Genomic DNA, 13331 nt, shown 5'->3' with positions numbered 1-13331 from the left:
ACGTTTGGGAAAGGCGTCCAGTCCGTAAGCGGGGTGGACGCCTTTTTTCAGGCCGCTGCCCGGCGCAGGCGGTCGTTTACGGCCCGGCCAAGGCCCTGTTCCGGAAGCAGTTCGGCGGCAATCACATCAATGTCCAGCGCATCCAGCTGGCGCATGGCTGCAAACAGGTTTTTGGCGGCTTCGGCAAAATCACCGGCGGGGGAAAGGAACTGCTGATTTTCGGAAGGAATCAGCGGAGAAATGTGCTGGAAAGCCAATGCGCCTATCCGCTCGGGAGCATACCGGGCGAGGAGTTCTTCCACCGGTTTCAGCACAAACGGCTTGCGCGGTGCGTAGTGGCTGCTAAGCATACCCGGCGCTTTAGGATTGGACGTCGAATGGTCCCGGACGGACAGGGGGCCGGTTACCGCTTCGATCTGCTCCAGAGCCATGCCGCCCAGCCGGTAAACGACCGGACCGGTTTCGGTGAACCCGATGATGGTCGATTCGATTCCCACGCGGCAGGCCCCGCCATCCAGAATGTACGGCACCTGATCGCCAAGCTGGTCGGCCACATGCCGGGCGGTGGTCGGACTGATGTACCCGAACGGGTTGGCGCTGGGGGCGGCCAGCGGAAAAGACAGCGCGCGCAGCAGCTCAAGGGTAAGCGGGTGGTTCGGCACCCGGACGGCCACCGTGTCGAGCCCGGACGTCACCAGATCCGGAATGAGGGGCTTTTTGGGCAGTAAGAGCGTCAGCGGGCCGGGCCAGAAGCGTTCGGCCAACAGGCGGGCGGGTGCCGGAATGTCCTCCACAAAAGAAGCCACTTTTTCCAGCGAATCGGTATGAACAATCAGCGGGTCGAAAGAGGGACGGTTCTTCACCCCAAAAATTTTCACGACGGCATCCGGCTCCAGGGCGTTGGCCGCCAGCCCATAAACCGTCTCCGTCGGAATGCCGACCACCTCGCCCCGCTCCAGCAACTGCTTCGCAGTCGTTAAATCCGTACCAATTTGCGTCATGAGCGCAAAGATAATGAGTGAATGAGTGAATTGTGTATGGCTCCACCTCCATCCGTAAACTGTCGAGGCCATTCACAATTCACTCATTCACTCATTCGCAATTTCTTACGCCAGCACGGCCTTCAACATTTCTACGGCGGCTTTGCGGCCGGTTTCGGCGCCGCCGTTCATGTAGCCCTGGTAGTCGGCGCTGCAATGTTCTCCGGCGAAAAAGAGGCGACCGGCCGTTTCGCCCTCGGCACCGCCGATGCTGGTCCATTGCCCGACTTTATAACAGGCGTAGCTGCCGAGCGTAAAGGGATGCGTCGGCCAGTGGAACCGGGCGTTATTGCCGTTGGCGCGGGCCTGCGTTCCCGGAAAAATCTGGTTCAGCAGCGGTAAGTACTGCTGGACCTGCGCCTGAACAGCGCCGTTGCCGACCTCCTGGCCGCGCCGTCCGCCGAGGTAAACGGTAAACCCGCCCGCCGTTCCGGGCTGCAACTGGCTGTTGTCCCAGCCCGACTGGACACCATTGTCCGAAAAGACGTAGCCCGAATACCCCAACGTGCGCCATTGCCGCTGGCTGACCCCTATCATCAGTTTGGCGTTGGTGCCGTAACCCAACTGCTGGATGGACTGGCGTTTCACGGCACTCAGCGGCACCTGAATATCGACCTGCCGGAGTTTGGTGAACGGAAGGGTCAGCAGTGCATAATCCGCCCTGACCGCGGGCGCGTTCTCAAACAGCAGTTCCACGCCTCCATTGTACGGCTTGATGGCTTTCAGGACCCGGCTGGTCTCGATATGGCTTTGGTACAGTTCGGTCAGGGCGTCGGTGATTTGCTGGTTGCCCCCAGCAATCTTGTAGCGCTCGTCGCTCACGCCGAAAATATCAAACTGTCCTTTTTTGGTGTCCGTCGAAATCAGAAAGAGCAGATTGATGGACGACTGCTCCTGGGGCGACAGGCCATATTCGGTTTCGTAGGCGACTTCCAGCAACGTTTTCAGCCAGCCGGTGGCCCCGAGGCGGGTCAGGTACTCCGAAATAGAAAGCCGGTCGAAAAGGCTGGCCGCTCCGCCCGTTCGGTAATCGATAGAGTCGGGCAGGCTGTCGATATCTTCCTGCATTTTCGGGGCAATCTGCCGGAACGCCTCGACGACCTGCGCCAGCGAAAAATGCTGTCCGTTGAAAAAATAGGCGTCTTTGATCAGGGCCGTCTCGGACGGGTCCTGGGTGTCGAGCAGCCGCAGATCAAACTCTCTGGCCAGCCGCAGCATGTCCTTATGAATGCTGTCGATGAACTCGCCGCCCAGTTCGGTGGTCAGGCCGGGAGCCATCAGATTGCGGCCGGTGTAGATGCGTCCGCCGGTCCGGGTGGAGCCTTCGTAGATGGTGAAGTTGTCGAAGCCGGACTTGGCGAAGGTATGCGCTGCCACCAGCCCGGCAATGCCGCCGCCGATAATGGCCACGGAAGCCCCGCCCGGTTTGCGGGCCGACGAATGCCGGGCACCCGCGGGCGGCTCTGGTTCAACCAGCGTTTCGGGTCGGCAGGCGTTCAGCAGACTGAGGCCGCCCACGGCAAGGCCCAGCTGGCCCGCGGAACGAAGAAAATGGCGGCGGTTCTGCTGTTCCTGCCATTGGTCGAGCAGTTCATCGGCGGGCAGTGCGCCGGGCTGGCGGGAGGCAATAGCCAGCCGGAAAGCCCGGCGAACCAGGCTCATAAGCGGTGTTTTTGAGGATTGCACGATTGTGGTGAGGTGTGTTCGCCGCCAAACTACAGAAACAGCCAGAAAAAGTACATTTGATTGTGTAAACGGTTGTCCACCGCGCTTTCCGGAGCCGTTTTCTGCTTCCCGAAAAAATTTTCAATTATTTTTCGAAAGACCTGTCCGGTTCTCCTCTGGCCGCTCGTCTTTATTGCGAAAACCAATTAATCACCACTAACTAATCAATCACAATGGAAAAGTTCATGCTCATTTTTCACAACGCCATCCCCAACGAAACCGCATTTCTGGACATGTCGCCGGAAGCCATGCAGGCCGAAATTGAGAAATGGAACACCTGGATCGGCGGTCTGGCCGCGCAGGGAAAAATGCATGGCACCGAGGCGCTGCTGCCCCACGGCAAAGTCATCAACGGCGGCGGGACGGTCGTGACCGACGGGCCCTATACAGAAGGCAAGGAAATCGTCGGCGGCTACACCCTCATCAGCGCCGCCAGCTTCGACGAAGCCGTCGCCCTCGCCAGCGGCTGCCCCATCTTCGATAGCCACGGTTCGGTGGAAGTGCGGTAGATTCAGCAGTTTAATTAATTTTGAATGATTGAATTTTGAATGACTGAATGGCTGAATGACTGATTGGCTGAATAACTGAATGGCTGATTAACTCCGCAAGCCTGAAACTGAGGCAGAGCCAACATTCAACATTCAAAATTCAATGTTTCAGTCATTCAGTCATTCAGCCATTCAGTCATTCCCTTCCACCCATGCCCACCCCACCCGACAGCCGCCATCTGGTTGACCATCTTTTCCGCCATGAGGCGGGGCGGATGGTGGCGGCGCTGACGCGCTTGCTGGGGTTCGACCGGCTGGAGGTGGCCGAGGACATTGTGCAGGAAACGATGATTCAGGCGCTGAAAAGCTGGCCCCTCGCCGGAATCCCGGAACAACCCTCGGCCTGGCTGTACCGCGTGGCAAAAAACAAGGCGCTGGATGCGCTGCGGCGGGAAAAGACCCTGCGACAGATTGGCGAAGCGTGGACCGACAACGGATTTGTGCAGACCGAGGAGGCGATGGACCATTTTTTCTTCGAAGACGAAATCACCGACAGCCAACTCCGGATGCTGTTTGCCTGCTGCCACCCGTCAATTGCCTTTGAGTCGCAGGTGACGATGTGCCTCAAAATCCTGTGCGGCCTGAGCGTCCGTGAAATCGCCAATGCGTTTCTCACCTCCGACGAGACGATCACCAAACGCCTCTACCGGGCAAAGGAAAAAATCCGGTCGGGGGAAATCCGGCTGGAGGTGCCGCAGGGAACGCAGCTGCCCGCCCGCCTCGATGCGGTGCTGAACAGCCTGTATCTGCTGTTTAACGAAGGGTACAACTCCTCACATCCCGACGAACTTATCCGCCGCGACCTCTGCCTGGAAGCCATGCGGCTTTGTCTGCTGGTCACGCAGCACCCCAAACTGGAGGCACCCGAGGCGCACGCCCTGCTGGCGCTGATGTGTTTTCAGGCCGCCCGCTTCGACGCCCGAACCGACGGGACGGGGGCCATTGTGCTGCTGAAAGACCAGGACCGGACCACCTGGAGCCGTCCGCTGCTCGACCGGGCGGGGCACCACCTGGCCCAATCGGCCCGGGGCGATACCCTCAGCCGTTACCACCTCGAAGCCGCCATTGCCTGCCAGCATGCGCTGGCACCCCGCTACGAAGCGACAAACTGGCCCGTAATTCTGCAGTATTACGACGCCCTGCTCGAACAATACCCTTCGCCGGTTGTCGCGCTCAGCCGGGCCGTGGCCCTTTGGGAGGTCGAAGGGCCGCTGGAGGCGCTGATCGCCGTGCTGCGCCTTGAAGGGCTGGAGACAAATCAGTATTACCACACGCTGCTGGCCGATCTGTACCAGCAAACCGGCCAGGCGGACCGGGCCCGGGCGCACTACGACCGGGCTCTGGGGCTGACTTCCTCCGCCGCCGAAAAGCAGTTAATCGAGAAAAAGAAACGCCGGATCGAGGAAAGGAACGGGTTAAATTAGCCTCCCTGCGGGAATCTGTTCTACATCGGCCCCTAAAAAGGCAGTATGTAAACCGGGTTACCTGCTTTTGTGACTAACCAATTACCTAACTACTGTTACTCATAGTCAATCCTCAATCGAATGGACGTTTTTCAGCTTAAAAAAGCCCCGGTGCTTTACGACGTGGCCATTGTCGGGTCCGGTGCCGGTGGCGGTATGGCGGCCTATATGCTTTCCAAAGCCGGAGCTAAGGTCGTGCTGCTAGAGGCGGGCGGATACTTCGACCCTGCTGATCCCAAGTACATTACGCAGCTCAAGTGGCCTTACGAATCACCCCGTCGCGGGGCGAGTACCACCCGTGCTTTCGGCGATTTTGATGCGGCCTGGGGCGGCTGGGACATTGACGGCGAACCGTACACGACCAAAGCCGGTACCGAATTCTACTGGTTCCGCTCGCGGATGCTCGGCGGCCGGACCAACCACTGGGGACGGATTTCGCTACGCTTTGGTCCGGATGACTTCAAGCGGAAATCGCTGACCGGCATCGGGGAAGACTGGCCGATCGGCTACGATGACATTTCCCCGTATTACGACAAGGTAGACCGGCTCATCGGGATTTTCGGCTCCAAAGAAGGCCGCCGCAACGAACCGGACGGCATCTTCCTGCCGCCGCCGAAGCCGCGTCTGCACGAACTGATGATCAAAAAAGCCGGTACGGGGCTGGGTATTCCGGTAATTCCGTCGCGCCTTTCGATCCTGACGCAGCCCATCAACAACGAGCGGGGCAAGTGTTTCTACTGCGCCCAGTGCGGCCGCGCCTGTCAGGCCTACGCCGACTTCTCTTCGTCCTCGGTCCTCTGCAAACCGGCCATCCAGACCGGCAACGTGACGCTGATTACCAACGCCATGGTGCGCGAAGTGCTGACCGACCAGACGACGGGCCTGGCAACGGGCGTCAGCTACGTGGACACCAAGTCGCTGCAGGAGATTCAGGTGAAGGCCAAAGTGGTGGTGCTGGGGGCTTCGGCCTGCGAAACGGCCCGTCTGCTGCTGAACTCCAAATCGTCGCGCTTCCCCAATGGCCTCGCCAACTCAAGCGGCGTGGTCGGCCGGTACCTGAACGACTCAACGGGGGCTTCCCGGGGTGGCTTCATTCCGGCCCTGATGGACCGCAAGCGGTACAACGAAGACGGCGTCGGCGGGGCGCACATCTACACCCCCTGGTGGCTCGACAACTCCAAACTGGACTTCCCGCGCGGGTACCATATTGAGTACGGCGGCGGCATGGGCATGCCTTCGTACGGTTTTGGCTGGGGCATTGAGGGCTACAACGGCGCAGTGCCGGGCCGCGACGGTAAGCCGAAGAAAGCCGGTGGGTACGGCGCGAGCCTGAAAGACGACTTCCGCCGCTTCTACGGGGCCGCCGTGCACATGGCCGGTCGGGGCGAGCCGGTGCCTCTGGAAAGCAACTACTGCGAAATCGACCCCGACAAGGTGGACAAATACGGCATTCCGGTGCTGCGGTTCCATTACAAATGGTCGGATTACGAAATCAAGCAGGCCAAGCACATGCAGGATACGTTTGAAGAAATGCTGCACAACATGGGTGCCATTCCGTTTGGCCGAAAGCCCGGTGCCGAAAGCAATTATGGCCTGGCCGAACCCGGCAAGATCATCCACGAAGTGGGGACGGCCCGCATGGGCAACGACCCGAAAACATCGGCCCTGAACAAGTTCCAGCAGGCTCACGACGTGAAGAACCTCTTCGTGGTCGATGCCGCACCGTTCCCTTCGCAGGGCGACAAAAACGTAACCTGGACCATCCTGGCCAGCTCCATGCGCACGTCGGATTACATCGTTGAACAGGTAAAGCAGAAAAACATTTAATGTTTATAGTTTAGGGTTTATAGTTTAAAGTCAGGCTCATGGCGACGGTCCAGCGATTTGAAGATTTACAGGTTTGGCAGCACACCCGAAAGCTGACTAATCGTGTTTACTGGTCAGCCTGTGAAATACCTCGCCGACGGGAGCTACCGGGGAACAAAGTTTATGGAAGAAGCCCCGGCCTACGAAAACTATAAACCCTAAACTTCAAAACCAGAAAGCCATGAAACGCAGAGATATTCTTAAAGGACTTCCGGTGACGATGCTGGGGGCGGCGGTGATGCCGGTCGAGGCGGCGGTACCGGCACCACCCGATGTGAAACCCGTTAAGGTGCCGGGTGGACGGCAGCCGTTCGAGGCCGAACGGGATGCCAAACTGATGGCGGAGAAATTCTTCACGCCGCAGGAACTGCAGACGGTTACCGTCCTGTCGGACATTATCATCCCGGCGGATGCCCGGTCGGGGAGTGCCTCGCAGGCGGGCGTTCCGGCCTTCATCGAATTTATGATGAAAGACCAGCCCCGCAACCAGACCCCCATGCGGGGCGGCCTGCGCTGGCTCGATAACCAGATGGTGAAGCGCCACGGCAAGCCGTTTGTGCAGTGCACCAAAGCCCAGCAGATCGAAATGGTGGAGGACATTGCTTACCCCCAGGAGGTCAAACCCGGACTGAGCCAGGGCGTGTCTTTCTTCAACATGATGCGCGGGATGGTGGCCACCGGCTTCTTCACTAGCCAGATGGGCATCAAGGACCTCGGTTACATGGGCAACACCCCCAACGAGTGGGCCGGCGTCCCCGACGACGTCCTCAAACAGTACGGCTACGCCTACGAAGACCGCGAATACGCGGATAAGAAGTAAAAAGTTTATAGTTTAGGGTTTAAAGTGTGGGGTTTATAGTTTATAGTTGCTCTGCTTAACCAGCGAATTGGGATTTAAGCAGAATAATTATGAACCATAAACCCTAAACTTTGAACTATAAACCCTAAACTTTTAACGTAAAAACAATGGACCGCAGAAATTTCCTCCATTCTTCCTCGCTGATGGCTGCTTCGGTGGCCTTTTCGCCGCTGTCGATCCCGCTTTCGCCGAAAAAAGACAAACTGGGCGTGGCGCTGGTCGGACTGGGTTATTACAGCACCGATCTGCTGGCTCCGGCCCTGCAACAGACCAAAAACTGCTACCTCGCAGGCATCGTCACCGGCACCCCTTCCAAAGCCGAACAATGGACGAAGAAGTACAACATTCCGGCGAAAAACGTCTACAACTACCAGAACTTCGACCAGATCGCCAACAACCCGGATATCGACGTGGTCTACGTCGTGCTGCCGCCTTCCATGCACCGGGAGTACGTCATCCGGGCGGCCAAAGCGGGCAAACACGTCTGGGTGGAAAAACCAATGGCCATGACCGAACGGGAATGCCAGGACATGATCGACGCCTGCCGGAGCAACAAACGGTCGCTGGCTGTCGGGTACCGCCTGCACCACGACCCCAACACCCAGGAGTACGTGAAAATGCTGCGCGACGGAGCCATCGGAAAAATTCAGATGGTGAACTGCTCGGCGGGCTATTTTGACGCGCGGACGACCCACTGGAAACAGAAGAAAGAGCTGGGCGGCGGCGTGATGTACGACATGGGCGTATATGTGCTGCAGGGAGCCCGGCTGGCAACAGGCGAAGAGCCGATTTCGGTGACGGCCCAGCAGTTTACCAACCGCCCGGATATTTACAAAAACGGCCTCGACGAAACCACAATGGCCCAGCTTGTTTTCCCCAGTGGGGCGCGGGCGGCGGTGCAGACCAGTTTCGGGATGAACATGAACAACCTGCACGTGGTCGGCAACAAAGGGTCGCTGCGGATTGAGCCGTACTCGGCTTACTCGGGCGTTAAAGGCGTCGGGCCGGGTGGAAAGGTCATCGACCACCCGTACGAGGTGCCCCGCCAGCAGGCCATGCAGATGGACGACGATGCGGCGGCGATCATGGCCAGCAAACCGATGCTCGTTCCCGGTGAAGAAGGGCTCCGCGATATCCGGATCGTGGAAGCGATCTACAAGGCCGCACAGTCCGGCAAAACGGTAACGCTGTAACCGTTTAACATCGTAAGCCCGGTTCGTCCGTGATAGGAGCGCGGACGAACCGGGCTTTTTTTATAGCGACAACCCGCCCGATACCTCGATTCGCTGCGCGTTGACCCATTTGGCATCGTCCGTACAGAGGAAGGCCACCACGCCGCCGATGTCGTCGGCCTGCCCCACGCGACCCAGGGCCGTCAGGCCCGCCAGGTTGCTTTTCATCTGCGGATTGTTCCGGATGGCGGCATTGTTGAAATCTGTCTCGATCGGGCCGGGTGCCACCACATTGGCCCGGATGCCCCGGTTCCCGAACTCCTTCGCTACATAATTACACAATACCTCGATGGCCCCCTTGAGGGAAGCGTAGACCGAGTAGCCGTACACGACCCGCCGCGAGGAACCCGACGAAATAAAGACGATGCCGCCGTTGTCGTTCAGAATCGGCAGGGTTTTCTGCGTCAGAAAATACACCCCTTTGTAATGCACATTCATCAGCTGGTCGAAGGTCTCTTCCGTGACCTGCGGCAGGGGAATCGTGGCCCCAAAACCGGCATTGTGAATCAGGTAATCGAACGTGCCGACGCCCCAGGTCTGCTGGAGCGTGCCGGTCAGCTGGCGGATAAAGTCGTCAAAGGAGGCCGTTACGCCAACGTCCAGCCGTAACGCTGCCGCCTGCCGTCCCAGCGCCTGAATTTCGGAAACCACCTGTTCGGCTTCTTCCTGTTTGGAATGATACGTCAGCACGACGTCGAGGCCTTTCCCGGCCAGCGAGAGGGCCATGTCTTTTCCGAGTCCCCGGCTGCCGCCGGTCACCAGCGCAATTTTGGATGTCATACGATTGGAATTGATAAGGAATAGGGAACGGCCTCCGGCCGATCGGCCGGTTTGAAGGCCATCATCGGCGGCGGAAGCTGCTCAGGGACGGGAACTGTGTATTTTGTCGGCCAGTTCCCGCCGGATGGTCATTTCTACCCGCCGGTTTTTGCTCCGTTCGGGTTCGGTCGTGTTATCGGCCACCGGACGCGTCCCGCCAAACCCTTCCGTGCGGATACGGTCGCCCGAAATGCCCCGCTGAATCAGGTAGCTGGCGACCACTCTGGCCCGGTTTTCGGACAGCGCCCGGTTCAGGCGCGGGTCGCCCACGTTGTCGGTATGGCCGGCAATATGGAGCTGCCAGAAGGGGTTGGCCTTCAGCACCCCAACCAGCCGGTCCAGATCAGGAACAGCCTGGGCCCGCAAAGTGTAACTGCTCTGTTCGAACTGGACATTTTGCAGCACAAAGGTGGTATCCGGCGCGACCTCCGCCAAAGGCACCACCGCCGGAGTTGTTTTGGGAACCGGAGCCGCCACGGGGGGCTGGCGAACGACGGCCTTTTTGGGCGGCAGCACCACGGGCCGGGGCTTCATGGGAGTAACCGGCTTTTTAGACACCGCAACCGTCGGAAGCGGTTTGGCGGCTGATTTGGGAACAGGGGCGGGCTTCTGGGAAAAATATTGCGCCGCAATGGGTTCGTCGGACGAAAACGGCCAGTTTCTCGCATCGGGCCGTTCCCAGTACAGGATAATGACCCCGCCCTCCGGAGCATTGAAATAATCGACCCGCAGGTCGTAGGTCTGGCCCGCCTGCAGAACGATCGTGCCGTCGTAGTTTCCCGAATCGTTCAGCTGCCACGATTCCACGACTTTCCTGTTACCGACCCAGACCCGGATGCCGTCGTCGACTTTGGCGTAAAACCGGTATGGCCCCGTGGCGGGAGCCCGCAATTTACCCGTCCAGCGGATGGAATAGTAGGAGTAGGGCAGGCCCCGCCCCGGACTGCTTCGGGACCAGTCGAAGCTGATCTGCGGGTCGAGGCGGGTGAAGACTTTTTGCTCAAAATTCGTCCCCGTAAAGTATTCGCCTTTCAACCCGGCCTGGGCCAGCGCGGTGCCGGTGACGCCCACGGCCAGTCCGAAAAGCAGAAAAAGGCCGGTCAGAAGCACTTGATACCAATGCTGCCAGCGGAGAGGAAAGAATAGTCGAGCCATGACCAGTGCCAGTTGACCCGGGCAAGGTAAGCAGAATCCGGATTTTCGGAAATGAGGCTGTAAGTAAGTTTTTGCCGGTCTGCCGGGTCTGCCCTTTCTTTTTCGCCGGATAAAAAGGAAGCCCGGCCGGAGGGGCCGGGCTTCCGAATGTATAACCGGGTCAGGCTTTGACGGCCTGTTCAATTTTCTGCTTCTGGCCGGATTCTTTCGGTCTTTTCTTGCCAAACGTGCCGCGCCAGATCTTCCCGCGCTTCGACTTGCGATCTCCTTTTCCCATGATCAATTTTCTGTTATTGGGTGAATGAATAAGATGGAAAACGCAAAGAAAAACCTTTTGCAAAATTTTACAAATGACCGTTTCCGCGCTTCTTCCGAAACCTCATTTTTCGAAACAACTATATAGCCCACAGGGTTAGCCGGGTATTTCACTTAAACCAACCAAACGATGGCAGAACGAGTTTTTGCAAACACCAGCCAGCCGCTTTCCGAAACGCTCGGTATGGCCCCGGTGGACCCGGAAGCGAGCGGCTCAAGCCGGGTGAACGTCGGGCAGACCGAGCGCATTTTTTCGGCCGCGGGCGGCGCTTTGCTGCTGACTGTGGGCCTGCGGCAGGGATCGCTGGGCGGTTTTCTGCTGGCGCTGGCAGGCGGCGGACTGGTCTTCCGGGGAATGTCCGGCTATTGCCCCATGAACGAAGCCCTCGGGCGCAATTCTGCCGAGACCGGCGAAGAGGCGGGCGTGGTCGAAATCAGCAAGAGCCTGACGATCATGAAACCCCGGGAAGAAGTGTGGGCGTACTGGCGGCGGCACGAAAACCTGCCGAATTTCATGTACCACCTCAAGGAAGTCCGGCAGATTACCGACAAACGCTCGCACTGGGTGGCCCAGATTGCCGACAGTAAGCTGGCCCGGGCGCTTGGTTCGGTGGAGTGGGACGCCGACATCATTGACGAGGTGCCGAACGAACGGCTTGTCTGGAAATCCATTCCCGGTTCACTGGTCGATCATTCCGGAGAGGTTCGGTTCAACGACGTGCCGGGTGGCCGCCCCGGTACCGAACTGCACGCAACCATCAAGTACCGTCCGCCTGCCGGGCAACTCGGTACGGCCGTGGCCAAGCTGTTCAACCAGAACTTCAAGCAGATGATTAAGCAGGACCTGCGGCGCTTTAAGCAACTCCTCGAAACGGGCGAGATTGCGACCATTGCCGGACAGCCGTCGGGCCGAAAACGGGATCAGTTACTGGAAAACAAACCGCATCAATACAGCGAACCGAATCAGAAGCATGAAAGCCTTATGTTATAACGGGGTCCGGGATCTGCGTGCCGAACGCGTCCCCGACCCGACGATCATCAACCCGAAAGACGCCATCATCCGCGTCACGTATTCTTCGGTCTGCGGCTCCGACCTGCACATCGTCAACGGCTACATTCCGTCTGTGCTGGCGGGCGACATTCTGGGCCATGAGTTCATGGGCGAAGTCGTCGAGGTTGGTTCCGGCGTGAAAAAGCTCAAAAAAGGTGACCGCGTGGTGGTCGGCTCCATTCTGGCCTGCGGCGAATGCCAGTACTGCCAGTCGCAGTCGTACTCGCTCTGCGACAACACCAACCCGCACGCCTGGATGACCGAGAAAATGTACGGCGATGCCACGGCGGGCATCTTCGGCTACACGCACGCGTTTGGCGGCTATGCCGGTTCGCATGCCGAATACATCCGCGTGCCGTTTGCCGACGTGGGCGCGTTTGTCATTCCCGAAGGCATTCCCGACGAATCCGCCGTTTTTGCGTCCGACGCCGTTCCGACCGGGTTCATGGCTGCCGACATGGCCGACATTCAACCCGGTGATGTGGTGGCGATCTGGGGCTGCGGCGGCGTGGGGCAGATGGCGATTCAGACGGCCTGGATTATGGGTGCGTCCCGGGTCATCGCCATCGACAAGGAACCCGAGCGCCTGCGCATGGCCCGCGAAAACAGCCGGGCCGAAACGCTGGATTTCTCGAAAGTCGAAGTGATGGAGGCCCTGCGCGAAATGACCGGCGGCCGCGGCCCCGACGCCTGCATCGACTGCGTGGGCATGGAGGCGACCGGCGAAGGCTGGGGTTATTATTACGACAAGGCCAAACAGTCGCTGCGGCTGGAAAACGACCGTCCGCTGGTGCTCCGCGACATGATTATCGCCTGCAAAAAAGGCGGCAACATCTCGATTGTAGGCGTCTACAGCGGCTTCATCGACAGCATCCCGATGGGCGCGGCCATGAACAAGGCCCTGACGTTCAAGATGGGCCAGCAGCATTCGCAGAAGTACATTCCGCAACTGCTCGAACACATGCAGAACGGCGAACTCGACCCAGGCTTTCTGTTCACCCACAAAATGTCCCTCGAAGAAGGCCAGAAAGGCTACATGATGTTCAACGACAAAAAAGCCATGCGGGTAGTGTTTGACCCGAGAATGAATTAGTCAGTGATGAGTTATGAGTTGCTCCGCCGGTCTGAGATAGTGGCGGAGCCAACTCATAACTCATCACTAATTTCCCATTTCATCCCCCCCTGCTTACGCTTCGGCTCTAACCTCTTCCGGTTGGGGCCTTTTTTGTATACGGGGCGGGCACCTGGCCGCTAAGTT

General features: G+C 58.8%; 12 protein-coding genes. 7 read left to right on the top strand and 5 right to left on the bottom strand.

Going from position 1 to position 13331, the window contains the following annotated elements:
* Window positions 1–47: 47 nt before the first annotated feature.
* Together ORG26_RS01765 and ORG26_RS01760 are read right to left on the bottom strand one after the other, a co-directional pair.
* A complete protein-coding gene (locus ORG26_RS01765) occupies window positions 48–1001 on the bottom strand; it encodes an L-threonylcarbamoyladenylate synthase (protein WP_266366804.1) in 954 nt (317 codons plus the stop codon).
* Window positions 1002–1106: 105 nt separating this feature from the next.
* The gene (locus tag ORG26_RS01760; RefSeq protein ID WP_266366803.1) at window positions 1107–2702 is read right to left on the bottom strand and encodes a flavin monoamine oxidase family protein; all 1596 of its coding nucleotides are present in this window, start codon (window positions 2700–2702) and stop codon (window positions 1107–1109) included.
* 236 nt (window positions 2703–2938) lie between these two features.
* Between ORG26_RS01760 and ORG26_RS01755 the strand changes: the two genes are divergently transcribed.
* The 5 genes from ORG26_RS01755 (at window position 2939) to ORG26_RS01735 (ending at window position 8694) form a co-directional block, all read left to right on the top strand.
* Complete coding sequence (locus ORG26_RS01755) at window positions 2939–3274, top strand: YciI family protein (RefSeq protein WP_266366802.1); 336 nt, start codon at window positions 2939–2941, stop codon at window positions 3272–3274.
* Between the two features lie 191 nt (window positions 3275–3465).
* Window positions 3466–4737: an RNA polymerase sigma factor gene (locus ORG26_RS01750; protein ID WP_266366801.1), complete on the top strand. Its 1272-nt coding sequence runs from the start codon at window positions 3466–3468 to the stop codon at window positions 4735–4737.
* 120 nt (window positions 4738–4857) lie between these two features.
* The gene (locus ORG26_RS01745) at window positions 4858–6603 is read left to right on the top strand and encodes a GMC family oxidoreductase (RefSeq protein WP_266366800.1); all 1746 of its coding nucleotides are present in this window, start codon (window positions 4858–4860) and stop codon (window positions 6601–6603) included.
* 220 nt (window positions 6604–6823) lie between these two features.
* A complete protein-coding gene (locus ORG26_RS01740) occupies window positions 6824–7462 on the top strand; it encodes a gluconate 2-dehydrogenase subunit 3 family protein (RefSeq protein ID WP_266366799.1) in 639 nt (212 codons plus the stop codon).
* 146 nt (window positions 7463–7608) lie between these two features.
* Window positions 7609–8694: a Gfo/Idh/MocA family protein gene (locus tag ORG26_RS01735; protein WP_266366798.1), complete on the top strand. Its 1086-nt coding sequence runs from the start codon at window positions 7609–7611 to the stop codon at window positions 8692–8694.
* A gap of 60 nt (window positions 8695–8754) precedes the next feature.
* Here ORG26_RS01735 and ORG26_RS01730 read toward each other — a convergent pair whose 3' ends face one another.
* From ORG26_RS01730 to ORG26_RS01720, 3 genes are all read right to left on the bottom strand, one after another.
* Window positions 8755–9513: an SDR family NAD(P)-dependent oxidoreductase gene (locus ORG26_RS01730; RefSeq protein WP_266366797.1), complete on the bottom strand. Its 759-nt coding sequence runs from the start codon at window positions 9511–9513 to the stop codon at window positions 8755–8757.
* Between the two features lie 81 nt (window positions 9514–9594).
* Window positions 9595–10707 (bottom strand): OmpA family protein, encoded by a 1113-nt coding sequence (locus tag ORG26_RS01725; protein WP_266366796.1) that lies wholly within the window; start codon window positions 10705–10707, stop codon window positions 9595–9597.
* A 160-nt stretch (window positions 10708–10867) separates the two neighbouring features.
* On the bottom strand, window positions 10868–10984 hold the full coding sequence (locus ORG26_RS01720) for a 30S ribosomal protein THX (RefSeq protein WP_266366795.1): 117 nt from the start codon (window positions 10982–10984) through the stop codon (window positions 10868–10870).
* Window positions 10985–11152: 168 nt separating this feature from the next.
* On the opposite strand from ORG26_RS01720, the gene ORG26_RS01715 reads away from it, so the two are divergent.
* Window positions 11153–12013 carry an SRPBCC family protein gene (locus ORG26_RS01715; protein WP_266366793.1) on the top strand — a complete coding sequence of 287 codons (861 nt, stop codon included), beginning with the start codon at window positions 11153–11155 and terminating at the stop codon, window positions 12011–12013.
* On the top strand, window positions 11994–13166 hold the full coding sequence (locus tag ORG26_RS01710; RefSeq protein WP_266366791.1) for a zinc-dependent alcohol dehydrogenase: 1173 nt from the start codon (window positions 11994–11996) through the stop codon (window positions 13164–13166). Before ORG26_RS01715 ends, ORG26_RS01710 begins: the two co-directional genes overlap by 20 nt.
* Window positions 13167–13331: the final 165 nt, after the last annotated feature.

It is taken from the genome of Tellurirhabdus rosea (genome assembly GCF_026278345.1).
GTDB lineage: Bacteria > Bacteroidota > Bacteroidia > Cytophagales > Spirosomataceae > Tellurirhabdus > Tellurirhabdus rosea.
Note: the sequence above shows the minus strand (reverse complement) of the source record. Positions and strands in the feature narration are given on the sequence as shown.